Source organism: Gorillibacterium terrae (assembly GCF_051594785.1).
GTDB lineage: Bacteria > Bacillota > Bacilli > Paenibacillales > NBRC-103111 > Gorillibacterium.
This window is the reverse complement of record NZ_JBPPGI010000001.1, coordinates 1073827-1099794: the sequence shown is the minus strand read 5'-3', so window position 1 is coordinate 1099794 and position 25968 is coordinate 1073827. Positions and strand designations below refer to the sequence as shown.

The following is a 25968-nucleotide window of genomic DNA, read 5'->3' as shown; positions in this document are numbered from 1 at the left end:
GAAGAGGGAGCGCCCGAACGCCTACTACGCTATGGATTTGGAGAGAACGCCATCATGGAAAATTTGTTAGCCGCCTTGCTGCTCATCTGGGGGAACGCATCCGCCGGACACGCCGACGTTACGCTCGACAAGGTCGTCGCCGCATCGCTTACCCCTCCGCCTGTCGTTCAGACGGAGCCGAATCAGCCGTCTGCCGATAAGGACGCCTATCTGCGCCCCGCGAGCAAGGAAGACCCGCAGCCGGACAGCCCGAAGGTAAAGGGCGTCTATTCCACCGCTTACAGCGCCGGAGGCGCGAGGTTCCAGCAGCTCGTCAAGCTGATGGACGACACCGACCTGAACGCCATGGTCATCGACATCAAGGACGACAAGGGGTACATCACCTACAAGACCGGCAACCCCGACCTGGAGAAGACCGGCGCCGAGCAGAAGTTCATCGGCGATATCGGAAGTGTCATGAAGACCATGAAGGAGCATGACATTTACCCGATCGCCCGCGTCGTCGTGTTCAAGGATACGATTCTCGCCAACAAGCGGCCGGATTTATCCTTCAAGAATCCCGATGGCACCATCTGGGCCAATAGCAAGAAGGACAGCTTCGTCAACCCGTACAGCAAGGAAGTCTGGGATTATAACATCGAAGTCGCCAAGGAAGCCGTCAAACAGGGCTTTAAGGAAATCCAGTTCGACTACGTCCGCTTTCCGGAGGGCTTCGAGAAGCGCGCCGACACGCTGAAATACACCCATGACAGCCGCACGCGCATCAACGCCGTCTCCGAGTTCGTCAAGTACGCCCGCGAGCAGCTAACCCCGCTCGGCGTCCGCGTCTCGGTCGACATCTTCGGATATGCCGCCGCCGTTCCGGCCGCCGAAGGCATCGGCCAGGACTTCCAGAAGATCGCGATGAACGTTGACGTGCTCTGCCCGATGATCTATCCGAGCCATTACAGCACCGGCTGGTACGGATCGAACGTACCCGACGCCCAGCCGTACAAGACGATCGACGGCGCGAGCAAGGACACGTGGAAGAAGCTGAATCCGCTCAAGGAGCTGAAGCCGATCGTCCGTCCCTGGATTCAGGATTTCACCGCCACTTGGGTGCCCGGCCACATCACGTATAATGCGGCTCAAGTGAACGCTCAGGTCAAGGCCCTGAAGGACAACGGCATCGACGAGTTCCTGCTGTGGAGCTCCTCCAATAAATACACCCCGGGCGCCACTTACTCTCCGTAAGCTGGCCGCCCCCGCCTCTCGCAGAACGATAAAAATCCTCCGCGTCCGGCAGAGGATTTTTATCGTTTGGGGAGAATTATGAACTTGGAAGCGCTTTATTACGAAAGGAGCGGCTCCAACACATAGCCTGCGCCCTTCTCGGCCCGCTTCTTCTCGACGATGGCGAGCTCTTCGATGCCGGGAGGTGCCACGAAATGCCGAATGAGCTGGGATTCGGCCGATTGAAATGCCTTGTCATCCGTCTCGGCCAGCACGACGACCGATAGCCGTTGGTCCGCCGTTTTGGCTTCCAGCTTGTAAAGAAACATAGTTTTCACCCCGCCATAACTTTTTTTGTTTTCCATTTGACGAAATGCGTGTAGAATATCATAAACGCTGCCCGTGAAGGAGGGTTACGCATGTTGGACATTGGAGAAAAAGCACCGCCCTTTGCCGCGCCAAGCACGCAGGGGCCACTTGATTTGCGCAACTATCTGGGCAAAAAGCCGATCGTGCTGATCTTTTACCACAAGGATCACAAGCCGGAGTGCACCAAGCAGCTCGCGGCCGCTAGGGAATCCATTCTGCAGTACATGAAGCTGAACGCCGTCATCATCGGGATCAACTCCGCCGAATTGGAGGAGCACGAGAAATTCGCCTTGAAGGAGCATTACCCCTTCCCGCTCGTGTCCGACAAGGACGGCTTGATCAACCGGCTGTACGAGGTGGGCCAATCGCTGCTCCCCGGGACCGGGCAGAAGCGCACCGTCTATGTGATCGGCCGGGATGGCCTGATCCACTTTGCCCGCCACGGCAACCGCACCACGGACGAGATTATGGAAGCCTTGCGCAAGGCCCACAAGATCGTCTTGCCCTAGGTTTTTAAAAAAGCAAGCTCTTGCTTCCGCAGGGAAGGGAGCTTGCTTTTTTGTGTTTGTCCGTCGAATCCGTTACACCGACAGGCGCAGGGCCAGCTCATAGAGCTCGCGGTTGAACGGCTTCTTGGTGTTGACCACGAGGTCGATGTCCGTCGTGACCAGCTCGCGGTTGATGACGCCGCAGGCTTTGCCCGTTTCGCCTTCCAGGAGCTTGCGGACGGCGAAGTCGCCGAGGCGGCTGGCCAAGATGCGGTCGTTGTGGGTCGGCGTTCCGCCGCGCTGCACGTGGCCGAGCACGGTGACGCGGGTATCGAGGCCGGTCATATCGCGGATCTGTCCGCCGATCTCTTCGCCGCTGCCGACGCCTTCGGCGACGATGACGATGCTGTGGCGCTTGCCGGAGCGGAAGTTCTCCTTCATGCGATCGGCCACTTCCTCGACCTTGAACGGAATTTCCGGAACGAGGATCGATTCGGCGCCGCTCGCGAGGCCCGCGTACAGGGCGATGTCGCCGCAGTGGCGGCCCATGACTTCGACCACCGAAGAGCGCTCATGCGAGGTCATCGTGTCGCGAAGCTTATTGATGGCGTCGACCACGATGCTGACCGCGGTATCGAAGCCGATGGTGAAGTCGGTATACGAGATGTCGTTGTCGATCGTGCCGGGAAGCGCCATGGTAGCGATGCCGAGCTTGCTCAGCTTCTGCGCGCCCTGGTAGGAGCCGTCGCCGCCGATGACCACGAGCGCGTCGATGCCGTGCTTGCGGAGGTTGTCCGCCGCGAGCTGCTGGCCTTCCGGCGTCATCATTTCCTTGCTGCGGGCCGTCTGCAGGATGGTGCCGCCGCGGTGGATGATATCGCCTACGCTGCGCAGGTCCATCTCCCGGATATCGTCATGGATGAGACCGTAGTATCCGCGTTGGATACCGTATACCTTCAAGTTGTGATAAAGGCCGCTTCTTACGACCGCGCGAACCGCGGCGTTCATTCCTTGGGAGTCGCCGCCGCTGGTCAGCACGGCAATGGAACGGATCGTCATACTCATTTCCTCCTGTATGCTAAATGGATTTGCTTAAAGGGTCGCGAAAACGGATAAATACCGAATTGACGAGGAAGAACACGCGCATCATGGGACTCTTGTATAGCAGCTTGCTTCTCACCGCGCGCACATCCGGCTGGTCCGAGACCTTGGGATCGGACAAGTACAACGCGATCAGCCCCTCGATCACCATCCGGTGAAACATCGGCGAGGGCAGCGTCTTGATGGCCGCCCGGGCCTCGGTGAAGATGAAGCTCATCCTCCGCACCGTCTCTTCCCCGCTGCCGTAGTAGAAGCAGAAATTCAGATCGCCGCCCTGCCGGTCTTCTTCCTGGTCGATCAGGTAATCGAGCTGGATATGTAGGGCGCAAATGTAGGGAAAATAAGCCCGGCTGATGACGTCCGCGGAAGCGGGATCGGCATCGGGACGGGAAGCCTCGAGAAAGAGCATGAACATCCCCAGGGTGGAGCCGGTCGCCGCCGCAAATTCGTTCCAACGGATGGCCGGATAGTCCTGTTCATAAGCTTCCCACCAGCGAGAGAGGGCATCCTCGCGCAGCTCGGGGCGGATGTGCTTGTAGACCTGCAAGTCGACATACAGCGAGACCAAACGCCGGATCGCAGCCGCGAAGCTGGCGTAAGAGGGCAGCCCGGCGATCTGCTCGCGGCAGGTGTCGACGAGCCGAAGCAGATAGCCCCCGTCCTCGCGCTCGCTCCGAAAGGCATAGTAATCCGCCGGCGCAAGCTCGGGCGTGACCGCGTCGAGCATCGCCTGGTGCAGCCGCCGGAAATCCTCCGGATCCTGCGAGGTGCTGCGGTCGCAGAGGTTATCCAGGTAGTCGCTGATCGTCTGAAACGCCACGATCAGCGAGATCAACCGATCCTTCTGGCCCAGATTGGCCGCCGCATAGACGGCTCCTCCCTGGCAATGAAATTTTTTGGTGCGGATGCTGGCCAGGGCCTGCCGCCTAAGCTCGGGATCGGGAATCCGCCCGGCTGCTTCTTCCCAGCCTGCGAGCGCCTTGTTCACGCCCGGCAGAATGTGGCGGTACACCCGTTTCATCAAGGTGAGCGGGCCGCGCGGATAGCCTGCCGCTTTCTGGGTTGTCTTTGAGAGTGAATTCACTTGAAATCCTCCGAAACATCGTGAACCTCATTGCCCTATCATACCGTTTTTCCGGACGAGGCGCAAAAAGCTTCGTCTGTCCCGCTTTCCTTTTCCGTCTCGCTTTCGACCACAAGAAAAACCCCATCAGGAGCCTGGGAGCGGCTTCCGGCAAGGGGATTCGATAAGCCTTGCGCGAGTCGGACAAGCCTGGACAAACGCAAGTTTATTCGTCTAATGTATCACGAAAATCGGGGTTTTGCCAATAGGAAACATATAAAAAGCGGTATCCGGATCGGATACCGCCAAATACGCTAGCTCCCAAATTTATAAGAAGGAATCTTACAATTTGATGACGTTAGCAGCCTGAGGACCACGGTTGCCTTGCGTGATTTCGAATTCAACCTCTTGTCCTTCGTCGAGGGTCTTGAAGCCGTCGCCCTGGATTGCGGAGAAGTGTACGAATACGTCTTCGCCACCTTCAACCTGCAAGAATCCATAGCCCTTTTCTGCGTTAAACCATTTCACGATACCCTTCAAACTAACTACCTCCTAAAATACCGCCATTCTTGGCGAATGAATTCATTATATCACCTCCGCCCACCCGTTACAAGCGATCCTGCGTAAAAAACCTGAAAATCGCGCCGAACTTCCTTTGCCCATGCGTATGATTGCGTTTTCACCGGGCGGGGAATCCGGTTTTGATAAATCAAGAAATTCATGATAAAGTGGTAAGGAATCATTGTCCCATCCGAAAATAAGCGAGGTACTCCCGTGAAAAACCAACAAGGGATCAAGAAGCACCAGATCTACAAGAAAGACAAATGGAACATGCTGACCGTCGAGGAAAACGGCAAAACCCTGATCGTCCGCGAGATTTCGGATCAATGGGGGGAAGATTGCCACACCTTTCTCAGCCGTCCCGCGCTGATGAATTGGGCGGAGGAACGGTTTTCCCGCGACCGGTTTGACGGCACCGAAGAGGAACGCGCTGCGCTCCTACAAGCCTTTAAGGAAATCTGAGGAAGCTCGTCTTCCCCTTCGTCCCCAGGGCCTTTTCTTAGGAAAAGGCCCTTCGTGCCATACAAAGCCATCCGCCTTCAGGAGGTGAACCTGTGAACAATACCGGAACGACGATCGCTTTTATCGTCTCCTGCTTTTGCTTTGCCGGCGTGGTGGTCCTGTCCCGCCACTCGATCAAGCCGCCCATGCGGCGCTATCTGGCGATCGCGGCGATCGTGATGATCGCCCTCGCCTTCGCCTTTCTGGTCTATCTCCTCGTAAACGGCACCGTGTTCTAACGGGAAATCCTGCCTCCGTTTCGCTTTTCAGCCTCTCTCGCTTTCTGCTATCATAAGGGAAGACTCCGCCGGACAGAATAGCCAGTATGCCGTCAACCGAGACAGCGCACCAACGACGACTCTACTTGGCAAACCATCCGGATCGCGCCCCGCGGCGCGTCCGGCACCATAAGGTCCGGGGGAGAGCAAATGGTATCTTGCAAATCGATCCTGTGCACGGTTCTGGCCGCTTCTCTCGCCGTTTCCGCCTGGCCCCGTGAGGCCTGCTCCTATGGCGGCGGCGAACGCATGCGGCAGTTCGAATCGGCACCATCCACAAGGAGGGTTCCTGTGAAACAGACGGTGAAACGCAAAGATGTCGCGGTGGAAAACACCTGGAAGCTGGAGGATCTGGTCGCCGATCAGACCGCCTGGGACAACGAGTATCAGCAGGTTAAGACGCTGCTGGAAAAGGTTCCGCCCTATCAGGGCAAGCTGAACGATCCGGCTGCCGTAAAGGAATGCTTCCAGCTGGAAGATGAGATTTCCTTACATACCGAGAGACTGTACGTCTACTCCAGCATGCTTCACCACGGCGACACGGCCGAGCCGGGACCGCAGGCGCTGTCGGACAAAGCCCAGCGGCTGAGCGTCGAGGTCGGAGAAGCTCTCTCCTTCATCACGCCGGAAATCCTGGCTTTGTCGGAGGAGCGGCTTCAGGAGCTGGTCAAAGCCCCCGAGCTCGCCGATTACAAGAATACCTTGCGCGACATGATTCACCAGAAGCCGCACGTGCTGTCCAAGGAGCAGGAAGCGCTGCTCGCCCAGGCCGGCAACGTCACGCAAGCTCCGGGGAATATTTTCAGCCTGCTCAACAACGCCGACCTGAAGTTCCCCAAGATCAAGGACGAAGACGGGGACGAGGTGGAGTTGACGCACGGCAACTACATTCAGTTCCTCGAAAGCGACAACCGCGAGGTGCGCAAGGCGGCCTTCGACGCCATGTACGAAACCTACGGCAGGCTGAAGAACACGCTCGGCGCAACGCTGGGCTCCAACATCAACAAGAACATTTTCTACGCCAAGGCCCGCAAGTACCCTTCGGTGCTGGAAATGACCCTCTACGGCGACAAGATTCCGAAAGAGGTCTACACCAATCTGATCGATACGATCCACGAATCCCTGCCCCTGCTGCAGCGGTATATGAAGCTGAGAGCCAAGCTGCTCAAGGTCGATCAATTGCACATGTACGACCTGTTCGCCCCGCTGGTCGACGAATTCAAGTGGGACATCGGTTATGCCGAAGCGCAAAAGACGGTCGCGGATGCGCTCCAGCCGCTCGGCGCCGACTACCTGAAGGTCTTGAACGAGGGCTTCGAGAACCGCTGGATCGACATCTACGAGAACGAAGGCAAACGCAGCGGCGCCTACAGCTGGGGAGCTTACGGCACCCATCCCTATGTGCTGCTCAACCATAAGGATAACCTGAACAGCATGTTCACCCTCGCCCACGAGATGGGGCACGCGATGCATTCGTATCTGTCGGACACGAATCAGAATTACCGCGATGCCCAGTACACGATCTTCCTCGCCGAAGTCGCCTCCACCACGAACGAGGCGCTGCTCATGGATTATCTGCTCAAGAAGACGGACGATCCCAAGGCGAAGATGTACCTGCTGACTTATTACGCCGATCAGTTCCGCACCACCGTCTTCCGCCAGACGATGTTCGCCGAGTTCGAGAAGATCATCCACGAGCGGACGGAAGCGGGCGAATCGCTCACGCCGCAGGATTTCAGCAAGATCTACTACGATCTGAACAAGCTGTACCACGGGAACGACATGGCCGTGGATCAAGCGATCGAGATGGAATGGGCGCGGATCCCCCATTTCTACAACAGCTTCTACGTCTTCAAGTACGCCACCGGCTTCTCGGCGGCCACCAGCTTCTCCAAGCAGATTCTGGACGAAGGCAAACCCGCCGTCGACCGGTACCTGGGCTTCCTGAAGAGCGGCGGCAGCGACTACTCGATCAACATCCTGAAGAAGGCCGGCGTCGACATGTCCTCGCCCGAGCCGATCAAGCAGGCCATGGACGTGTTCAAGAGCGTCATCGAGCAGATGGAAGAGCTGACGAAGTAACACGAAAAAGCGAATGGGCACGAACCAAAACGAGCCTCGGTCTTTGGACCGGGGCTCGTTTTCTGTCCTTATTCGACCGAATCTCCATGGCGCGATTCGGGGAATCCGGACCGCTCCCGTCGCTTACGCAGGCTGCGGTCTATGGCCGGGTTCCTCCCCGCTATTCACCGTCGTGCAACTAACGGCCTTCCGCCGCCTGCCGGGCAAACGAAACAGCCGACGCCACATCGGTCCGGTTGGGATGCCCCCATTTATACAGGAGGAAGCTTCCCGGCCCGATGTGCTCGCCGAGCAGATCGATCCCCCGGCCGCGAAGAAGCTCGGCGACCTGGGTCTGACCCTGCTTTCCCGAGGCGCAGGAGGTCACCAACGCGGCACGCTTCACCCGCCCGGCGTCCAGGCCTCGGACAAAATCCAGCAGTTCCGGCAGGCTTTGCCCTCCGTAAATGCCGCCTACCACGATCAACAGATCGGTCTCCCCCATGACCGGCCGGTCGGCCGCGCGCTCGGCGGAAACCTTCAGTTCCCGGGCGATCGCCTCCGCCAGCCGTTTGGAATGGCGGGTCTTGGTCGCGTAAACCACTCTTGCGTTACCCATGAGCCAGAACTCCCTTCAGAATCAAATCGAATTGAACCTGAAACATCCGCTCCGCTTCCTCAGCCGGCAGATCGGCAAAGCGGGAGAGCATGAGGTGAAAGCCGAGGAACGAGCTCCAGACGGCAAAGGCCGTGTGCTCCGGGTCGGCCTCGCGGATAAGCCCCCTCTCCATCCCCTGCCGCAGTTGACCGGCGATCACCGGAATCCAGGCGGGCGGCTCGGTCCGTCGCCGGCTGAACGCGTTCACGACGACCAGGTTGTACAGCTCGGGCTGTTCGCGGGCGAGCGTCATGATCCGGTGAAAGACGACCTGCATGTTGCCGACCACATCCTTGCGGTCATCGAGAAGCTCGGCAATTTCCCCGTGAAGCTTGGCCGTCTCCGCCTCTTCGATGGCATCGATGACATCCTGTTTGTCTTTGAAATGGTAATAGACCACGCCGGTGGAATATTTCATCCGGTCGATGATCTTGCGGATGGACAGGGTTTCGAAGCCTTCCCGCATGCCGAGTTCTCTGGCGGTATCCAGAATGGCCTGGCGCACCTTCTCGCTTCGCTGTCGTTGTTCGTCTCTCGCCAACGTGCGTGTTTCCTTTCCGGATGCCTAATGTGATTATTTTTTATAACAGTGTTATCTAAAATGTAATCCCGGCGTTGCCCTCTGTCAATAAAAAAACGCACCGTCCGCCGGGATCTGTCCCGGGTCGGGTGCGATGCGGTTCTAAAGCGAAGGAGCAAGGAGGATGCGGAGTTCCGGTTTCGGTCGGCACGGCGGCAGGCGCTTATTCCCCTCCTGCCTCCGACGGGGTCAATTCCTCCGCCGTCAGGGCGAACAGAACGTGGTCTTCCCAGACTCCGTTGATGTTCAAATAACGCTCGGCCAAGCCTTCGCGGCGGAAGCCGGCCTTCTCCATCACGCGCAGGGAGGCCTGATTCCAGGGCATCACCGCCGCTTGCAGCCGGTGCAGCCCCGCCTCCCGGAAGGCGAAGCCCGCCGCCAGGCGGACCGCCTCCGAAGCGAAGCCTCTGCTTTGATAGGGCGTACCGACGAAATAGCCGACGTTGGCATTCTGCCAGAAGCCGCGGTGAACGGCGGACAGCCGAATACGCCCGGCCAGCGTGTCCTCCGCGCCGAAGAAGATCCCGAAGGTATAGTCCGTTCCCCGCTCTTCGGCGAAAAGCCCGTTCTCGATTTCCTCCCGCTGCGCGGCAAGCGTGTAATACGAATCGTCGTGCGCAGGCTGGAACCTTTCGTAGTGGGAACGGCTTTCCAGCCGAAGTTGCAGGAGCGCTGCGGCGTCTTCCCGGCGCAGGGGGCGGATGCGGAGAGCCGGTTTTGGCTCCCTCGCGTCTTCGGCGGTTGATTTCCGGAACATGCGGGTTCCTCTTTTCTGCTTAGTCTGGTTGCTAGCGTTAACGGAAAGCTGCTGCCAACAGGACGGCCAGCGCTCCGCCGGCCAGCGAGCTGAGGACATTGACGGCGTCGTTGTTCATCCGGGACCAGCCGCCCGAGGGCCGGGTCGGCTGGCCGCAATGCTCCCTTCGCTCCACGGTGCGGCCGCACACCGGACAGCGGTATCTCCGCTGCAGCGTCGCGCCGAGCAGCGAATCCGCGGCCGAGCCGGCGATGCCGCCGAGGGCCGCGAAGGCGGCCAGCCGGGCGAGACCGGCAAGGGCGGCAGGCTGATGCGGCTCCGGCACAAGCCACAGGCAGACCACGGCCGCGCCGCCGATGAAGACGGCGCCGGCCGCACCGGCCAGCGTGCCGAGCCAGGTGACGCCGCCGGAGGTGCCGGCCGGTACCGGCCGCCCGGTGCGGATGGAACGCGGACGGGCGCGGCTGAGCCCGCCGAGCTCGGTGGCCCAAGTATCGGCGGTCACCGAGGCCATGACGCCGAGATAAGCGGCCAGCCAGAGCGGGTCCGGCCGGATCGCGTTCAGAACGCAGAGTCCGGCTCCGGCCAGGCCGTTGGCGAACACCTGCCCGGCGTCGCGGGTGCCGCTCTTCTCGTAGCTCCCCTCCGCTTCGCTGCGCAAATGCTTCTTCCACAAGGTAAAGGCGGTGGACGAGGCGAAGAATGCGACCAGCACGGCGAACCACACCAGGGAGCCGAGAGCGAACAGCAGCGTGCCCACCAGTCCCGCCGCCGCGGCTCCGGACCTCGTCAGCGCCCGCTTGCGCCGGGCGACGAGACCGATTCCGAGGCTTCCGGCGAGGCCGATCAGCCAGGGCAGCGCGCCGGACCGGCCGGGCGCGAGCAGCTCGTACAGCCAGCTTCCGGCGAGCGGCGACTCGGGCAGGGTGAGCCCTGCCAGCGGGAGGCCGAGGAAGTAGCCCGGCGCGCTCATCCCTCGCCGGGCCCGGCTTCGCCCGTCGTGAGTTGGACCGAGAAGCTGCCCGCCTCCTCTCCGTTCCAGTTCAGCTCGAACCGGTCTCCGTCGGCCGCCGCTCCTACCCCGGCGGGGGTCCCGGTGAAGATCAGATCGCCCGGGCCCAGTCCGTACCGCTCGCCGATGAAGGCGAAGATTCGATGCAGCGGGAAGATCATCTCGGCGGCCCGGCCTTCTTGAACCCGGCTTCCGTTCTTCCGCAGAGAGAACGGAATGTCCGTAATCGCGGCTTCGCCGGGAAACGCGCGAAAGCGTCCCAGCGGAGCCGAGTGCAGGAAGCCCTTCGCTGCCAGCCAGGGCTGTCCCTTCGCCTTCAGGCCGTCCTGGACCGTCCGCAGGGTGAAGTCCACCCCGAGGGCGAAGCCGTCCGCCAGCTCGTCGACGGAAAGGCCGGCTTCATAAGCCCGGCCGATCCGCAGCACCAGCTCCGCTTCGTAATGAAGCTCGCCCCGGTCGCCGGGAAGCCGGATCGTTCGGCCATCCGCGGGAAGAACCGCGTGCGTCGGCTTGAGGAACAGCATCGGCTCCTCGGGGATCGCGTTGCCGAGCTCTTCCGCGTGCAGCCGGTAATTGCGGCCGACGCAGTATATGTTTCGTATCGTCTGCTGCCCGTTGTCCATGGGGTCTACCCGCCTCCTTATCCCGTTCTTACCGGGCTCCGGTCGGAACGATGTTGCCGTTGTCAAGAATCCGGGCGCCGAACGACACCTCGTTCAGCCGCCGATAGAGGGCCAGCGCTTGCTCCGGCAGCATGACGGCCGGCTGCGCCGCCTTCGTCAGCACCGGGACGGCGTTCACTGCGCAGTCGCCGGTTTTGGTGCAGCTGGCTTCCAGAATCATGCTGTCCCAGGTTTTGACGACGCTGTTGGTGGTAAAAATGAAGTTGCCGAGACTGTACGCGATCCACTTGCCTTTATAGGCTTCCATCCCTTGCAGCACATGGGGATGGCTGGCGACGACCAGGTCGGCGCCGGCGTCGACGAAGCGGTGGGCCAGATCGCGCTGGTATGCTTCGGGGGTGTCCTGCCGCTCAATCCCCCAATGGGCATAGACGACGACGAGATCGGCCCGCTTCTTCGCTTTCTTGATCGCTTCCGCCGGAACGGTGTAATTGTAGGTATCGGCCACTCCGGCATGATTCGGGGCGGCCTTCCACGAATGGTCGGGAACGACCCGGCTGAAGCCGAGGAAGGCGATCTTCATGCCCTTCTTCTCAAGAATGACCGGCTCGAACGCTTCCTTGTCATCCTTGCCTGCTCCGATATAAGGAATGCCGTTATCGTCCAGATGGCGGAACGTCTCCAGAAGCCCCTCCGACCCGTAATCCATCACATGGTTGTTGGCCAGGTTGACCAGATCGAAGCCCGCCTGCTTGAAGGCGGGGAGCGTCTCGGGCAAGCTGTAGTAGACGTATTCCTTCGTCTGCTTGGAGCCGCCGCCGCTCGTCACCGGCGTCTCCAGGTCGGCGATGGTCAGGTCCGGCCGCTGAAGATACGGCAGCACCTTCTCGTACGGGTAATCATACCCGTTGCGCGTCAGAAGGCCCTCTACGGTGCTGCCGAGCAGAACATCTCCGACAAAGCTCATCCGAACCCGCGTCGGGTCGGTGAAGACGCCCGGCTCGTAGGGTACGGCGGCGGGCGGCGTTTGGCCGCCGCCCGTTCCCGGGGAAGCGGCGGAACCCGGTACGGTGCCGGGCTTCGCCGTCGAAGCTTCCGACGGAGCCGTCGTTCCAGCGGACGGTTCAGCCGTCGGCGCAGGCGACGAGGCGGGCGACGAGGAAGAGCTCGCCGATGCGGACGGTTCGGTCGGCGAAGGGGAAGCAAGCTCCGGAGCGGAAGCTTGCGGCTGTGAAGCCGACGGGAGCGGGGAAGCGGAAATCTCCGCCGAAGGGGAGGCGGCGTCCGGCTTCTGGCCCGAATGAGCCTGATTCCACAAGCCGTACCCTCCCCATACGATCAGGAGAGCGGCGGCGGCAAGCAGCCACTGTCCGGCTTGACGGCGACGGCGTTTCTTGCGGTTGGCCGCGGCGCGGCTCGTGCGGTTCGAGTTCATGGAAGGGTTCTCCTCCATCGTTTTTTTGGGAAAAAGACTCGTTTATTATACCAGAAGATTCGCGGATGTTGGTCCCTTTTGTGGCAAACGGGGGTCGTTTGGGGTAAAGTAATAACGTTAACGCCATACCGCTGTCCCCGGGAAGAAAAGAGCGTGTGGCAAACCGCAGCAAGAATTTCTCGTCTAAAAGGAGCGCCAATCCGATATGGAACGTTGGAAAATCAACCTGGTGATCCTTTGGATCGGCCAGTTTTTTGTCATGGCCGGAACCACGATGATAACCCCGTTTCTGCCGCTCTATTTGCAGGAAATGGGGATGACCGATACTCACCAGGTGGCCATCTGGTCCAGCCTTATTTTTTCGTCGAGCTTTGTGACTTCGTTTATCTTCCAGCCGATCTGGGGAGGCGTGGCCGACCGGTACGGACGCAAGATGATGCTCATGCGCTCCGGCTACGGCATGGCCGTCGTCATGGCGCTGATGGGCTTTGCGCAAAGCGCCTGGGTCCTGCTCCTGCTCCGGCTTCTGAACGGAACGATCTCCGGCTTCAACCCAGCTTCGGTAACGCTGCTGTCGGCCACCACCCCGAAGGAAAAGGTCGGTTTCGCCATGGGCACGCTCCAATCCGGAGGCGTCGCCGGAGGCATCTTCGGCCCGCTCATCGGCGGCCTCTTGGCCGATTCGATCGGCTACCGCAAAATCTTTTTCCTCACGGCCTTGATGCTAATGATCGCTTCGCTGCTCGTCACCTTCCTCGTTCGGGAGGATTTCGACCGCAAGGCGGCGCTCGCCGCTCCCAAGGTGTCGCTGATGACGAGCTTCCGCGAGCTGGCGCATGTCCGCGAACTGCCCGCTCTGTTTGCCGTCACCTTCCTGTTCCAATTCGCCCTGCTCGGTCCCTCCCAGCTCCTGCCGCTGTTCGTCCAGCAGCTTCACGGCTCGCAGGCGGCCAACCTGGCCTTTCTCGCCGGCTTGGTCAGCTCGGCCAACGGCATCTCGAACATGCTGGTCTCCCCCGTTCTCGGCAAGCTCGGGGACCGGTTCGGCTCGGAGCGGGTGCTGAACATCTGTCTCATCGGCGTCGCTCTGTCGTTCCTCCCTCAGGGGTTCGTCACCGAGGTCTGGCAGCTGTTCATCATGCGCTTTCTGCAAGGCCTGTTCATGGGCGGGCTGCTGCCGTCCGTCTATTCGCTCATCCGCAAATTCACGCCCGACGGCATGGAGAGCCGTTCTTACAGCCTCAACACCAGCACGCTCGCGCTGGGCAATGTGCTCGGTCCGATCACGGGCGGGCTACTCTCCCCCTTGTTCGGAATCCAGGGCGTGTTCCTCGTCTCCGCTTCTCTGCTTCTGCTGAATGCACTATGGGTGCGCCGGTCGCTGAACCGCCGGCCGGCCCACGGGAAGGGGCTTTCCTGAAGAAGACGCGTGGCGCCGAAGTAAGGTTGCTTTTGGCTTTTCCACCGGTACCCAACCGAAAAACGCTTCTTCCGAGCCGGAGGAATCCGCGGCGGAAGAAGCGTTTCTTGGTTGGACGGATGAAGCGGCTTGTCCGCTTACGCCTTGACGCGGGCGATGGTCATGCCGTCGTAAGCCGGAATCAGGGTGCTTTCCAGCCGGGGATCGGAAGCCATCCGCTCGTTGAACCGGCGGATGCCGATCGCGCCCGGTCCGTTGTTCTCCGGGTTGTAGGCCTTGCCGTGATAGAAGGCGTTGTCGCCGACGATGACCGCGCCCGGCCGGGCCAGGCGAAGCGAACGGTCGAGGTAATCCGGCGCCGCCATCTTGTCGGCGTCGATGAAGAAGAAATCGAACCGCCTGCCCTGGTCGACAAGCGCGTCCAGGCTCGCCAGCGCATCGCCGACCCGCACCTCCGCCCGGTCGGCAAAGCCCGCTTCCGCGAGGTTGGCCCGCGCCAGGGCCGCGTAATCCTCCCGCAGCTCCAGCGACAGAAGCCGCCCCTCCTCTCCGAGTCCGCGTGCGAGGCAGATGCCGCTGTAGCCGCCGAGCGCGCCGACTTCCAGCGCATCGCGGGCTCCCGTCATTCGCACGAGCAGCGTGAGCAGCCGCCCATAGCCGGGCGAGACGGAGATTTCCGGCATTCCCAGCGAGCGAATGGAGCCGAGAACCCTACCCAACTCCTCATCCGGCGGGTACAGCCCCTCGGCGTAGCGGATTTCCTGCTGTTGATCCATGATGAAGCGTCATCCTTTCCCATTGGCCGCCGCTCGACCGGACAGAAGCCGAACGAATCGGCATTTGTCAAGCGGCGGCCGTTTCCCTATACTTAATCTATTGTAGAGCTTTCCGGCAGGGCGTACAATCCGGACAAGCCGCTGCACCCAAGACAAGAACGAAACGGAGTTGTACTATGGCAAGCATTCAATTGATCGCCACCTGCCCGATGGGGCTGGAAGCCGTTGTGGCGAGGGAAGTCAAGGAGCTGGGCTATGAGGACATGCAGGTCGAGAACGGCCGCGTCACCTTCCGGGGCGACGAGCTGGCCATCTGCCGCGCCAACCTGTGGCTGCGCACCGCCGACCGCGTGCTGGTCAAGATGGGCGAATTCAAAGCTCTGACCTTCGACGAGCTGTTCGAAGGGACCAAAGCGCTCCCCTGGCCGGACTGGATTCCCGAATCGGGCGAATTCCCGGTCGAAGGCCGCTCCCACAAATCGCAGCTGTCCAGCGTACCCGCCTGTCAGGGCATCGTCAAGAAGGCGATCGTGGAAAAGATGAAGCAGCGCTACAAACGCGACTGGTTTCCGGAAAACGGCGGCCGGTACGTCATCGAGGTGGCGCTGATGAACGACCTGGCGCTGCTCACGCTGGATACCAGCGGAGCGGGTCTGCACAAGCGCGGCTACCGCAAGCTCATCACCGAAGCCCCGCTCAAGGAGACGATGGCCGCTGCGCTCATCCAGCTCAGCCGCTGGCGTCCCGACCGCCCTTTCTACGATCCGTTCTGCGGTTCGGGGACGCTGCCCGTGGAGGCGGCGATGATCGGCTGGAACATCGCCCCGGGGCTGAGGCGGCACTTTGCCGCCGAGAGCTGGCCGCTCGTGCCCGAGGAGCTGTGGGAGCAGGCGCGGGAGGAAGCCTTCGACGCCGTCAAGGACGACTTCCCTCTCCAGATCGCCGGTTCGGACATCGATCCGAAGGCGATCGAGGTCGCCGAAGCGGCCGCGAAGAGCGCGGGACTGGCCCGCGAGCTGAAGTTCACCGCCATGCCCGTCTCCAAGGTACGGCTCGAAGGAGAGAACGGCGTGCTGATTACCAACCCGCCGTATGGAGAACGGCTCGGCGACAAGGACGAAGCCGCCGCCGCCCTGCGCGATCTGGGGGCGATGCTGCTGCCGCATGCGTCCTGGTCCGTCTTCGTGCTGAGCCCGAGCAAGCAGCTGGAGCATTACCTGGGGCGGCCCGCCAACAAGAAGCGCAAGCTGTACAACGGCCGCATCGAATGCGCTTATTATCAGTTTTTCGGCAAGGGACCGCTGTACGGGCCGAGGAAGGACACCCCCTGACTCCGCCGAACGGTTGCGTCTCCCGTTGACTCTTCCGGGAGGACGCGTTGCCGATTCAGGCGGGCCCGCCCACTGACGACGTACAAAGAGGACCAAGAGACAACACTCTCTTGGTCCTCTTCTTGCCTATCCGATTAATCCGCCGCCCGTAGCGGATGCGGATGCGGCTTCAGCCGATCTCCGCGCAGGTAGAACCAGGTGCCAATGCAGGTCATGACGGCCATGACGGAGAACAGCACCGTGCCGTTCGCTTGGGTCAGCAGAACTCCGCCCAGCAGCGGCCCGAGAAATTGGCCGACGTTCTGCAGCGTCTGGGCGCCGAAGTAGGTGCCCCGCATTCCTTCGGGGGCGATGCCGTCGATCAGCAGGTTGCCGGCCGGGAAGCAGAGGATTTCCCCCAGGGTGAAGATAAACATGGATGCCAGGAAGGCCGCTTCGTGATGCGAGAAGGCATAGCCGATATTCCCGAGCGAGAACAGCAGATTGCCCCAGACGATCGAGGTGATCGGCGAGCGCTTGCCTCCGAGGGAGGTGAGCGGCAGCTGGAACAGGATGACGGTCACGGCATTCAGGCTGATGAGCGTTCCGAACAGCCCGACGCCGTTCGAGAAGCTGTGGTCCAGGTACTGCGACAGCGTCACGTTCATCTGCGAGTAGCTGATTGAACCGACGGTCGCCCCGGCCAGGATATAGCGGAACTTCCGGTCGCGCCGGATGACCCCGAGCGCCCGTTTGAAGGTGGCGTCCTTCCGCTCCTCCCCCTCGATCCGGCGGATACCGAACCGGGTGAGCAGGATTTGAAGAGCGACCGCGTAGATGAAATAAATGAGTCCGGTAAGCATAAACGCCATCGAGGCGTTCCGGGTGCTGAAATAAGCGCCCGCGAGCGGGCCGACGGCCACGCCGACGTTGATGGCGAAATACCGCATGGAGAAGACCTTGAAGCGCTTCTCCTTGGGCGTCAGGTCCGCCATCAGCGCCTGTGACACCGGCTCGTAGAACGAGCGGCACAGGCCGTTCAGCAGATTGAGCAGGACGAAGGCGAGCGGCGAGCGGGCCAGGCCGAAGCCGACGAAGACCAGGCTCCAGCAAAACAGGGCGGCGAGCATGACCGTCTTGCGGCCGATCCGGTCGGAGATCGTCCCGCCGATAAAGCCGCCGACGGTTCCCGCCAGCGAGGAGGCGCCGACGATCAGGCTGGTTCCGACGATGCCGGCCTGGCTGTAGCGGGAGAGATAGATGGCCAGGAAAGGAATGCTCATGCTGGAGGCCGCGCGGGCGAGCACGGTTCCCAGGACCAGCGTATGTACGACGGGATGGAAATCTTGCAGATAAGCCCGGGCCCGGGCCGGGCTCGTCCGGACGCCTGCGGCGATCGTCTGGATCTTCACGGAGCAGCTCCCTTGCATCTATAAATTGATCTGGCGGATGAAATCGTTGCTGTGCTTGCGAAACCGGAGGGCGGCGGCGGCCGCAGCTCCCAGCAGCAGCGCTTGGGCGCCTAACCATTCCCAGGTGGTCGGAAACAGCCAGAAGCTGACCGGCGCGGCATCCATCAGTCCTTCTCCCTGCAACAGCGCAATGCCGTCGCCGACGAGGCGGGAGGCGAGGAACAGCGTAAGCGCCGGCAGCAGGCAGCAGAGCCGCCTGAGCGGCCGCTCCACCGGCAGCCGGGGCAAGCCCCAGACCGCGAGTCCGACCGCTCCCCCGCCGGCCAGCAAGCCGGCGAGCAAGCCCGCTCCTCCGCAAGCGAGAAGCGCGGGCAGGTAGAGGAGCGACTCCATGCCGTCCCGCATGAGGATGCCGGCGGCCAGCATCCCGAACATCGGCCACTCCCCGCGGCGCAAGCCGGCCGCCTCGATTTGGTTGCTCGCCGCAAGCCTGATCTTTTGCCGCCAAGCGGCCGTGACGTCGCTCGCGTGCAGCCGGAGTCCGCCGGTCAGCAACAGGCAGGCGGAGGCGACCGGAAGCCAGCCGATGAAGGCGCCCGACCGGAGCGGTCCCGTCCACTTCGCCAGGAGGAACGCCGCGAGCACCGTAGCCGCGAAGCCGAGCAGCGCGCCGCGGCGCACCTGCCTTTTCTCGGCCGAAGCGGGTGTACCGGTGAGCGAGCGATGCAGCGCCAGCAGGGTAAAGCCGGCGGCGAGTCCGGCGCGGACGATCCAGACCGCCCAGTCGACGGCCTTAACCCCCGGAGGAAGCAGAACCGCCGCCGCCACGATGACATAACTCCAAACCGGATAATCAAGCTTGCTCATGCAGAACCTCCAAGCCGCGAAGGAATCGAATCCGTTCCGTAAGCGTGAAAGACCGTCAAGCTTAAGCCTGTATGCGAGAAGAGCGCCTGATTAGGCGCCCTCCGGTTCACTTGAGAAATGATTTTGCTTTCTCCAGCAATTCCTCTTGCGTGGAAGCCGTCAGATACCGGCCGTTCACGCAGATGAGCGCCGACCGCTTGCAGGGCTCGCAGTAGGACATGCACCCGATCTTCACCTTGGCGTTCGGATCGAGCTCGGCGAGCTCTTTGGCCAGCTTCTTGGCCTTGATATGCTTGCACTTGGGGCAAACGTGAAGCTCATTCTTTTTGCCCATCAGTGATCCCCGTGATTCCCCTTCGAGGGATTGGTCACGACGAAGCCCTCCTGCGGAAAGAACAGATAATCGACTTTGACTCCGTCGAGCAGAGGCTCGCGGCGGTCAAGAATCAGCGCTATGCCCTTGTCCGTCTCCACGACGTCGTCGTGCTCGCCCGGCAGGTCCAGATCCATGGCGTAGTGGGCGTGATCGCCGTGCTTATGGGTAACCATGACGCGGAGCTTCAGTTCCTTGTTTTCTTCCTTGTCCAGCTCTTTCTGGATCACTTTAGCCGCGTTGCGGGTAATTTTGGCATTCATGCGTTCTCTCTCCTTGGCAAAAGCAAAATAGGCGTGAAGGTGTCTCTATTGTAAAAGAAAGCTTGTCCCGAAGCAAGGCATTCGGGATAAAACCGGGTCCGCTGGTTCGCGGGCTGCCTGCTTGGCGCAAGGGCTTTTGCAGTCTCCCGGAACTTGGATTCGGAGCGATCCCCCGCTAACGCCGCGACTCTCACTCAAAGCGGAAGCCCTGGCTCTCCAGATAAGCGAGCAGATGGGTGCGCGAAGGCACCGGAATCTTCGTCGCCATCGCCTCCGACCAGGATGCGGCCGACTGCCCCTGCGAACGCTCCTCCATGTAGCGGCGGTAGACGGCATCGTATTCGGCGATCTTCTCATCGTACCGCGAATCGTCATAGCGCTCCCGGTGCAGCACGGCGCCGAGCGGCAGGCGCGGACGGGTCAGCGGGTCCTGGGCCGGACGGCCGACGCACATGCCGAAGACGGGATACACCAGCTCGGGCAAGCCGAGCAGCTCGCCGACCTCGGCGATGCGGTTGCGTACGCCTCCGATGTAGACGATGCCGAGACCGAGCGATTCCGCCGCTACGGCGGCATTCTGGGCGGCCAGGGCCGCATCGACCGTGGCGATGAGGAACTGCTCCGTGTTGCGGGCGGCGCGCACAGATTCGCCGCCGGCGAATTGCCCGGCTGCCTCCAGCCGGTGCATGTCGGCGCACCAGACGAGGAAGAGCGGGCATTCCTCGATATAGGCCTGGTTGCCGCACAGCTCGGCCAGCGTCCGCTTCGTGTCCGGGTTCTCGACCGCGATGACGCTGAACGCCTGCACTCCGCTCGAGGTGGAGGCCATCTGCCCCGCGCGCACGATCGCTTCCAGCTCTTCCTCGGCTACCCGATCCGGGAGATAGCGGCGGATCGAGCGATGGTTCATCAGCAAGCGCAGCGTTTCATTCTTTTCCTCAGCTGTCGGTTTCGTATTCATCGGTTTCGTATCCATGAACATCCTCCTTCTGTTTCCCTATTATAGACGACTCGACCGCGGCGAGCGAAAAGTCCGGTGACACGGCCTCCCCGAATACGTTACAATGGGGCTAAATTCTGTCATTTCGAGGTGATTCGGTTTTCATGATGTCCTTTTACCGGAAGTATTACAAGACGGTCTTCGATATCGCGCTGATCGTCCTGACCGTCTACCTGTTCATGCTGCTCTTCAGCTATCTGTACCGGATCGCAACACCGATCTTCCTGTCGCTGGTCATCTTCGCCATCATCGAACCTCTGGCCAAGAGGCTGCACCGGCTCGGGATGAAGAAATCGCTGGCCTCCGCCTTGTCGACGCTGCTGTTCATTCTGGTGATTGCCGGAATCCTCTTCGGGCTCGGCGCGGTCATCACCATCCAGTTCAGCAACCTGTCCGACAAAATCGTCCTGTATACCGGCCAGATCCAATCGCTCGTGCAGGACCAGTCCGGGACTTGGCAAAAGCAGCTCGAAGGCGTAGTCCCGCCGGATATCCTGAACCGCTTGCAGGAGTACAGCGGCACCGCCCTCAAATGGCTGTCCGGCTGGTCCGCCACCTTCTTCGGAGCGCTGATCAGCTGGCTGACCTCGTTCTCTTCGTTCCTGGTCAACTTCCTCATCGCAATCATCCTGGCGTACTTCCTCAGCATTGAAATTGACACCTGGAAAAGGCTCGCCGGCGAAAAGACTCCGCGAACCTTCAAAACCGCCTTTACCTTTCTGCGCGTGAATGTGCTCGCCGGGATTGTCGGCTATCTGAAGGCGCAGATGAAGCTCATCAGCGTCACGTTCGTTGTCATCTTCGTGGCCCTGTTGCTGCTTCGCGTCGATAACGCCTTCGCCATCTCGGTGCTGTCGGCCGTGTTCGATCTGCTGCCGCTGCTCGGCGTCTCCACCGTGTTCGTGCCTTGGATCGTCTATCTGTTCATCGTCGGGCAGACGACGCTTGCCATCTGGCTGACCGCCCTGCTCGCCGTCGTTCTCCTGGTCCGGCAGATTCTCGAGCCGAAAATCACCGGGGATACCCTCGGCGTCTCGGCTTTCACCATGCTGGCGTTCATGATCGTCTCGCTCTCCCTGTTCGGAGTGGCCGGACTGATTCTCTCGCCGATCCTGATCATTACCCTCAAAGCCTTGCTCGAGCAGGGGTACCTGCAGCGCTGGATTCGCCTGCCGGAGGAAGAGTTCGATACGCCTCCCTGGGCCCGGGGCGGTTCGGGACCGCAGGCTTGAGGCTCTCCGCATTCCAACAGAAGCCGCCGGCTATTCGCCGGCGGCTTCTACATTCGGTGCTGCGGCCAGCGCCTCCAGGACGATGCCCGTCACCTCGCGCCGGATGCCCGCAAACTGATCGGTCGGCAGCGGATTGGTTCCTTTGCCCGACTCGATGGTAAACCCCGGCAGCCGGTACTCCTGAATAAACCAATCCTTGTAGCCGGCGTCGCTCTCGATGTCGGCTACCGGCGTATAGCCGCTTACCCGGGCGAAGTTGGCCGCGATCTCGGCGGATACGGGAGGCTCCAGTCCCCGATAGGTATAATAGATCTCTTGGCCTTGGGTGTGAAGAGCGACCACGAGCCGGAAATCCATCGCTTGGGTAAACTCCGCGAGGCTCCGCGATTCCGGCTCGCTGAGCGGAGCGTTGCCCGGCCAGTCGCGCGGCCCGGGACCGCTCACCGCCCGGCGCTCCCGCTCGATCTCCCAGCCGGCCGGGAACTGGTCGTTCAGATCGACGCCGCGGATGTTCGCCTTCCAGCCGGAAAAATCATAGGAACCGCCGTTCCATTCCAGGAGCTGCCGGTAATATGGATGCGCCGCGGCGAGTCCCTCCTGGACCAGCTCCACGCCGTCCGGGTTGAGCATCGGCACGATCCACAGGGACGTCCGCGACAACAGCTCCCGCACGTTTCTTCCTTGGAGTGCCGTCCCCCCGCTGTAGGCGGAGCTGAGGTCCTCCAGAATCTTCATGATGACGGCGGCGGTGATCCATTCGTTGGCATGGATGGCCGCGTTCACATGGACCTCAACCGGTCCCTCCCCGATCCGAACCACAGGAAGGGGCTTGCCCAACACGCTCTCACCGATCGCCCCCGTTTCCAGGAACGGGTAACGGAGCTTCAGCAGGTCCAGGTCCTCGGTCAGCTCGGCGTAACCGTACGGAAATGCCGGCCCGACCACGCTCATGCCCCGGCTCGGCGGCAGGACAAGCCGCGTGCCGACGGCCATGCGCGCCGGGTCTACGGTCGGATTCGCCCGTACCAGATCGTCCAGGGCAATATTGAATCTTCGGGCAATCTCATAGAACGTATCGCCCCGCTGAACGACATAATGGCGGGGGACGCCGTCCGGGATCGTCAGCACCTGTCCCGGATAGAGCACCCCGCCCTCGATTTGCGGATTCGCAGCGGTCAGTTCACGGAGCGTCACTCCCGTCTTCCGTGCGATCCGGTACAAGGTATCGCCGCTCACGACGGTATATTCGTAGGCCAAGCCATTCCCTCCCTTCGCCGCGAGGGCTTTACGCCCCGCCGCTTCCACTACTATATGCGCCTTCCTGCCCGAAAAGCCGCCCGCAGGCAAAGCCAAACAGCCCGCCCGGCCAATGCGGCCGAACGGGCTGTCGCTTGTTCGTTTGGTCATCCGACCGTGGGGACCTGCCACACGATCGTGCTGGCCTCTACCTGCTGATTCAGCCAGGAAGAGGTGATTCGCCGAAAGATCGCCGAGTCTCCGCTGCAGAAGAAGCGGTGCAGAGGCGTTCCGTCCTCTCGCTTCGCCAAGTCTTCCTGATAGGAGAGAATGGCGCTGATTTCCCGGACTGTCTCTTCGGCGGAGTTGATCAACTGGGTGGAAGGGCCCATCGCTTCGGCGATGGGGGCGGCGAGGAACGGATAATGGGTACAGCCGAGAATCAGGCTGTCCAGTTTCTGATCCTGCAGCGGAGCGAGGGAGCGGCGTACGATTTCCCAGGCTAGGGGAGATTCATATTCCCCCGCTTCCACGAGCGGAACCAGGTCCGGGCAAGCCAGGCTGACAATCTCCAGCTGGGCGGAAATCTCGCGCAGCGCTTCCTCGTAGGCCCCGCTCTTCACGGTGCCCTCGGTGCCGATCACGCCGATCCGTCCCGTTCGGCTCGCTTTGACCGCCGCCCGCGCGCCGGGCTTGATGACGCCCACGACCGGAATCTCCACACGGGAACGAATATCGTCGAGCGCTACGGCCGTCGCCGTGTTGCAGGCGAGCACGAGCATTTTCGGCTTGTAGCGGGTCAGGTATTCGGCAATCTCCCGGGTGAAGCGAACAACCTCCTCCGGCGGCCTCGGTCCGTATGGAGCGCGGGCGGTGTCTCCGAAATAAACGATTTGCTCTTGGGGAAGCTGCCGCAGCACCTCCCGGACGACCGTCAGTCCGCCAACTCCTGAATCCATAATGGCAATGGCTTGGTTCACGCCGGCTGTCGCCTTCCTTTATTCTCGGATGATAGTCGCTCACCTTACAGGATATGTCGGCGGGGACAGAAACGTACGGGATGCAGCCAAACACCGGATAACCGCTTAGCTTAAGACAGGAAATCCGTCAACAGCGCGAACTCGTAGCCCTTCGCCTTAATGCCCTTGATGATCCGGTCGAGGGCGTTGATGTTATCCTCGGAGCCCTGGTGCATGAGGATGATGTTGCCGTCGTGAAGGCCGTTCATCACGTCGCGGTACGCATCGTCGGCGCCGTTCTTGCGCGGCTCCCAATCCCGCATGGCCGTCGACCAGAAGACGGAGGTGTAGCCCATGGAGGTCAGCTTTTCCAACAGATGCAGGTTATACTTGCCGTAAGGGAACCGGAAAATCCTCGTCATCGGCTGGCCGGTAGTCTTCTCGAACAGCAACTCGTAATCTCGGACTTCCTTCTCGACCTCCGCATCGGTCTGCGTCGTCATATCCGTATGCGTCATGGTGTGGTTGGCGACCAGATCGCCGTCCGCTACCAGTTGTTTGACGAAGTCGGGGTACTTCTTCAGGTTGTAGCCCGCCAGGAAAAAATTCGCCTTCACGCCGTTATCCCGGAGCGCCTTCAGCAGCTTGGCGGTGTCTCCCATCGGGCCGCCGGTATCGAAGGTAAGGTAAACCTTGCGCCCGGTTCCGACATAGACCGCTCTGCGGTCCGGGCCATACTTGGCCGTTTCGGCGGGGAAGCCGGGAACCTTGCCCGGCCCCTTCTTCATGTAGTACCAGGACAGAGTCTTCTTCTCCTCCGAGGAAGACGGCTTAGCCGAAGCGGATGGAGCCGCGGTCTTCTGGGCGGTCGGCGCAGCCGAATGCGCCGATGTCGGCGAAGGCGTTGCCGCCGCCGTGGCCGCAGGGGTCGTTGCCGTTGCAGCCGAGGGCGTCGCAACAGCGGAAGGGCTCGCGGCGGGCTTGCGGGACGGCTCCGGCGGCTTGGCGGAGACGGGCGGCTTCGAAGCGGCAAGCGGCGGCTTCGTTGGAGCGGCGGCCGCGGCAGAGGCGGCCGGCGAAGGAGCCGCCGACGACGCAGCGGAAGAGGAAGCCGGCGATGCGTCCCACGCCGTCTGAACGGTACAGCCTGCAAGCAGGCCGGTGAGAGCAAGGGCCGACAGGATGCGCAAGCGATTGGCGTTCATCAAGAAGACCTCCTGTCCTGACTTTTCTTTTTTTCGTTTACTCCTTCATTCGACACCATCCCCCCTCTTCCCTGTTTTCCGCAAGGGATAGATTTTTGGCGGGTGGAGGGGTACAATCGGCATAGGCATTCATCTCGTGAATAAAGGAGTTCCTGAACATGAGCCTCTTGAGAGCGGGAATCGTCGGCTGCGGTGCGATTTTTCCCATGCACGCCGCCTCGGTTGCCGCATCGGGCGCCGCCCGCTTGGTTGCCGTTTGCGACCCGGACGCGAACAAACTCGAAAGCGCTTCCCAGCTTTACGGCTGCGCCGGTTATGACCGCCTGGAAGAGATGCTGGAACGGGAGCGGCTGGATGTGCTTCACCTCTGCACCCCGCACTATCTTCATCCCCCGCAAGCCATTCTGGCGGCGGGCTGCGGCATCCATGTGCTGACCGAAAAACCGATGTGCATCGCCTCCGCCGACGGCGAAGCGATGATCGAGGCCTGCCGGCGCCACGGCGTTCAGCTCGGCGTCATCTTTCAAAACCGCTACAACCCCGGCGCCCGGCTGATCCGGGAAGCGCTCGACGATGGAAGCCTCGGCGCCATCCGGGGCGCGCGCTGCTCGGTTCTGTGGAGCCGGTCGGACGAGTATTATGCCGAGAGCGGCTGGCGCGGAACCTGGAGCAAGGAAGGCGGCGGCGTGCTCATCAACCAGTCCATTCACACGCTCGATCTCATGCGCTGGTTCATGGACGCCGAGGTCTCGCGCGTGGAGGCGCAGCTCGCCAACCGCCGCCATCCCGGCATCGAGGTGGAGGACACCGCCGAAGGCTTAATCGCCTTCGACAATGGGGTGAACGCCCTGTTCTACGTGACGACCGCCTACAGTCACGACGCCCCGGTCGAGATCGAACTGCACGGCGAGAAGGGCACAGCCAAGCTCACCGCCGACCAAGCCGTCGTCACCTATCAAGACGGAACCGTGATCAGCCGCGACCGCCTTCCGCAGGACGCCATGGATTACGGCGGCGGAGCCAAGAGCTACTGGGGAGTCAGCCATTTTAAGCAGATCCAGGACTTCTACCGCTCCGTCAGCCGCGGAGAGGCGCCGGTTATCGACGGGAGGGAAGCGCTGAAAACCTCGCGGATGATCGAAGCGATCTATCGCGCCGGTCGAACCCGCGAGCCGGTTCTGCTCTAAAGGAAGACCGCCCGCTCGTTCGACCCCTC

General features: G+C 61.5%; 28 protein-coding genes. 9 read left to right on the top strand and 19 right to left on the bottom strand.

Annotation, left to right across the window (positions count from 1 at the left end; all coding sequences use genetic code 11):
* Positions 1–54 precede the first annotated feature (54 nt).
* Positions 55–1233 carry a putative glycoside hydrolase gene (locus ACSEXS_RS04760; RefSeq protein WP_438432028.1) on the top strand — a complete coding sequence of 393 codons (1179 nt, stop codon included), beginning with the start codon at positions 55–57 and terminating at the stop codon, positions 1231–1233.
* Positions 1234–1331: 98 nt separating this feature from the next.
* Here the strand turns inward: ACSEXS_RS04760 and ACSEXS_RS04755 are convergent, their stop codons facing one another.
* Positions 1332–1541 carry a DUF3906 family protein gene (locus ACSEXS_RS04755; RefSeq protein ID WP_438432027.1) on the bottom strand — a complete coding sequence of 70 codons (210 nt, stop codon included), beginning with the start codon at positions 1539–1541 and terminating at the stop codon, positions 1332–1334.
* 90 nt (positions 1542–1631) lie between these two features.
* Here ACSEXS_RS04755 and ACSEXS_RS04750 point away from each other — a divergent pair, with 90 nt between their 5' ends.
* The gene (locus tag ACSEXS_RS04750) at positions 1632–2090 is read left to right on the top strand and encodes a peroxiredoxin family protein (RefSeq protein WP_438432026.1); all 459 of its coding nucleotides are present in this window, start codon (positions 1632–1634) and stop codon (positions 2088–2090) included.
* Between the two features lie 72 nt (positions 2091–2162).
* Here ACSEXS_RS04750 and pfkA read toward each other — a convergent pair whose 3' ends face one another.
* From pfkA to ACSEXS_RS04735, 3 genes are all read right to left on the bottom strand, one after another.
* Positions 2163–3128, bottom strand: coding sequence for a 6-phosphofructokinase (gene pfkA / locus ACSEXS_RS04745; protein WP_438432025.1), 966 nt, complete (start codon positions 3126–3128; stop codon positions 2163–2165).
* A gap of 19 nt (positions 3129–3147) precedes the next feature.
* Positions 3148–4191, bottom strand: coding sequence for a tetraprenyl-beta-curcumene synthase family protein (locus ACSEXS_RS04740; protein ID WP_438433083.1), 1044 nt, complete (start codon positions 4189–4191; stop codon positions 3148–3150).
* 384 nt (positions 4192–4575) lie between these two features.
* Entirely contained in the window at positions 4576–4773 is a 198-nt protein-coding gene (locus ACSEXS_RS04735) for a cold shock domain-containing protein (RefSeq protein ID WP_347766645.1), read from the bottom strand.
* A gap of 291 nt (positions 4774–5064) precedes the next feature.
* Here ACSEXS_RS04735 and ACSEXS_RS04730 point away from each other — a divergent pair, with 291 nt between their 5' ends.
* From ACSEXS_RS04730 to pepF, 3 genes are all read left to right on the top strand, one after another.
* Positions 5065–5256 carry a hypothetical protein gene (locus ACSEXS_RS04730; RefSeq protein ID WP_438433082.1) on the top strand — a complete coding sequence of 64 codons (192 nt, stop codon included), beginning with the start codon at positions 5065–5067 and terminating at the stop codon, positions 5254–5256.
* Between the two features lie 92 nt (positions 5257–5348).
* Positions 5349–5534 carry a hypothetical protein gene (locus ACSEXS_RS04725; protein WP_438432024.1) on the top strand — a complete coding sequence of 62 codons (186 nt, stop codon included), beginning with the start codon at positions 5349–5351 and terminating at the stop codon, positions 5532–5534.
* A 330-nt stretch (positions 5535–5864) separates the two neighbouring features.
* A complete protein-coding gene (gene pepF / locus ACSEXS_RS04720; protein WP_438432023.1) occupies positions 5865–7655 on the top strand; it encodes an oligoendopeptidase F in 1791 nt (596 codons plus the stop codon).
* 178 nt (positions 7656–7833) lie between these two features.
* On the opposite strand, the gene ACSEXS_RS04715 is transcribed toward pepF, so the two are convergent.
* From ACSEXS_RS04715 to ACSEXS_RS04690, 6 genes are all read right to left on the bottom strand, one after another.
* Positions 7834–8253 (bottom strand): flavodoxin family protein, encoded by a 420-nt coding sequence (locus tag ACSEXS_RS04715; RefSeq protein WP_438432022.1) that lies wholly within the window; start codon positions 8251–8253, stop codon positions 7834–7836.
* Positions 8246–8833, bottom strand: a complete 588-nt coding sequence (locus ACSEXS_RS04710) for a TetR/AcrR family transcriptional regulator (protein ID WP_438432021.1) — start codon at positions 8831–8833, stop codon at positions 8246–8248. Before ACSEXS_RS04710 ends, ACSEXS_RS04715 begins: the two co-directional genes overlap by 8 nt.
* 202 nt (positions 8834–9035) lie before the next feature.
* Positions 9036–9629 (bottom strand): GNAT family N-acetyltransferase, encoded by a 594-nt coding sequence (locus ACSEXS_RS04705; RefSeq protein ID WP_438432020.1) that lies wholly within the window; start codon positions 9627–9629, stop codon positions 9036–9038.
* A 37-nt stretch (positions 9630–9666) separates the two neighbouring features.
* On the bottom strand, positions 9667–10602 hold the full coding sequence (locus ACSEXS_RS04700; RefSeq protein WP_438432019.1) for a DUF92 domain-containing protein: 936 nt from the start codon (positions 10600–10602) through the stop codon (positions 9667–9669).
* Positions 10599–11264, bottom strand: coding sequence for a fumarylacetoacetate hydrolase family protein (locus tag ACSEXS_RS04695; protein WP_438432018.1), 666 nt, complete (start codon positions 11262–11264; stop codon positions 10599–10601). Before ACSEXS_RS04695 ends, ACSEXS_RS04700 begins: the two co-directional genes overlap by 4 nt.
* 28 nt (positions 11265–11292) lie before the next feature.
* A complete protein-coding gene (locus ACSEXS_RS04690; RefSeq protein WP_438432017.1) occupies positions 11293–12699 on the bottom strand; it encodes a CapA family protein in 1407 nt (468 codons plus the stop codon).
* Between the two features lie 205 nt (positions 12700–12904).
* On the opposite strand from ACSEXS_RS04690, the gene ACSEXS_RS04685 reads away from it, so the two are divergent.
* On the top strand, positions 12905–14119 hold the full coding sequence (locus tag ACSEXS_RS04685; protein WP_438432016.1) for an MFS transporter: 1215 nt from the start codon (positions 12905–12907) through the stop codon (positions 14117–14119).
* 137 nt (positions 14120–14256) lie between these two features.
* Here ACSEXS_RS04685 and ACSEXS_RS04680 read toward each other — a convergent pair whose 3' ends face one another.
* A complete protein-coding gene (locus tag ACSEXS_RS04680) occupies positions 14257–14895 on the bottom strand; it encodes an O-methyltransferase (RefSeq protein ID WP_438432015.1) in 639 nt (212 codons plus the stop codon).
* A 176-nt stretch (positions 14896–15071) separates the two neighbouring features.
* On the opposite strand from ACSEXS_RS04680, the gene ACSEXS_RS04675 reads away from it, so the two are divergent.
* Positions 15072–16226 (top strand): THUMP domain-containing class I SAM-dependent RNA methyltransferase, encoded by a 1155-nt coding sequence (locus ACSEXS_RS04675; protein ID WP_438432014.1) that lies wholly within the window; start codon positions 15072–15074, stop codon positions 16224–16226.
* Between the two features lie 134 nt (positions 16227–16360).
* Here the strand turns inward: ACSEXS_RS04675 and ACSEXS_RS04670 are convergent, their stop codons facing one another.
* From ACSEXS_RS04670 to nfsA, 5 genes are all read right to left on the bottom strand, one after another.
* Positions 16361–17617, bottom strand: coding sequence for an MDR family MFS transporter (locus tag ACSEXS_RS04670; RefSeq protein WP_438432013.1), 1257 nt, complete (start codon positions 17615–17617; stop codon positions 16361–16363).
* 18 nt (positions 17618–17635) lie between these two features.
* Positions 17636–18484, bottom strand: a complete 849-nt coding sequence (locus tag ACSEXS_RS04665; RefSeq protein ID WP_438432012.1) for a hypothetical protein — start codon at positions 18482–18484, stop codon at positions 17636–17638.
* 106 nt (positions 18485–18590) lie between these two features.
* The gene (locus tag ACSEXS_RS04660) at positions 18591–18818 is read right to left on the bottom strand and encodes a DUF1450 domain-containing protein (protein ID WP_438432011.1); all 228 of its coding nucleotides are present in this window, start codon (positions 18816–18818) and stop codon (positions 18591–18593) included.
* Positions 18818–19120 carry a HesB/IscA family protein gene (locus tag ACSEXS_RS04655; protein WP_438432010.1) on the bottom strand — a complete coding sequence of 101 codons (303 nt, stop codon included), beginning with the start codon at positions 19118–19120 and terminating at the stop codon, positions 18818–18820. The genes ACSEXS_RS04660 and ACSEXS_RS04655 overlap by 1 nt, the downstream gene beginning before the upstream one ends.
* 190 nt (positions 19121–19310) lie before the next feature.
* Positions 19311–20096 carry an oxygen-insensitive NADPH nitroreductase gene (nfsA, locus tag ACSEXS_RS04650; RefSeq protein ID WP_438432009.1) on the bottom strand — a complete coding sequence of 262 codons (786 nt, stop codon included), beginning with the start codon at positions 20094–20096 and terminating at the stop codon, positions 19311–19313.
* A gap of 128 nt (positions 20097–20224) precedes the next feature.
* Between nfsA and ACSEXS_RS04645 the strand changes: the two genes are divergently transcribed.
* Entirely contained in the window at positions 20225–21352 is a 1128-nt protein-coding gene (locus ACSEXS_RS04645) for an AI-2E family transporter (protein WP_438432008.1), read from the top strand.
* A gap of 30 nt (positions 21353–21382) precedes the next feature.
* On the opposite strand, the gene ACSEXS_RS04640 is transcribed toward ACSEXS_RS04645, so the two are convergent.
* The 3 genes from ACSEXS_RS04640 to ACSEXS_RS04630 form a co-directional block, all read right to left on the bottom strand.
* Entirely contained in the window at positions 21383–22759 is a 1377-nt protein-coding gene (locus ACSEXS_RS04640) for a M14 family metallopeptidase (protein ID WP_438432007.1), read from the bottom strand.
* A complete protein-coding gene (racE, locus tag ACSEXS_RS04635; RefSeq protein ID WP_438432006.1) occupies positions 22756–23568 on the bottom strand; it encodes a glutamate racemase in 813 nt (270 codons plus the stop codon). Before racE ends, ACSEXS_RS04640 begins: the two co-directional genes overlap by 4 nt.
* A 110-nt stretch (positions 23569–23678) precedes the next feature.
* Complete coding sequence (locus ACSEXS_RS04630; RefSeq protein WP_438432005.1) at positions 23679–24752, bottom strand: polysaccharide deacetylase family protein; 1074 nt, start codon at positions 24750–24752, stop codon at positions 23679–23681.
* A 158-nt stretch (positions 24753–24910) separates the two neighbouring features.
* Here ACSEXS_RS04630 and ACSEXS_RS04625 point away from each other — a divergent pair, with 158 nt between their 5' ends.
* Complete coding sequence (locus ACSEXS_RS04625; RefSeq protein ID WP_438432004.1) at positions 24911–25939, top strand: Gfo/Idh/MocA family protein; 1029 nt, start codon at positions 24911–24913, stop codon at positions 25937–25939.
* Positions 25940–25968: the final 29 nt, after the last annotated feature.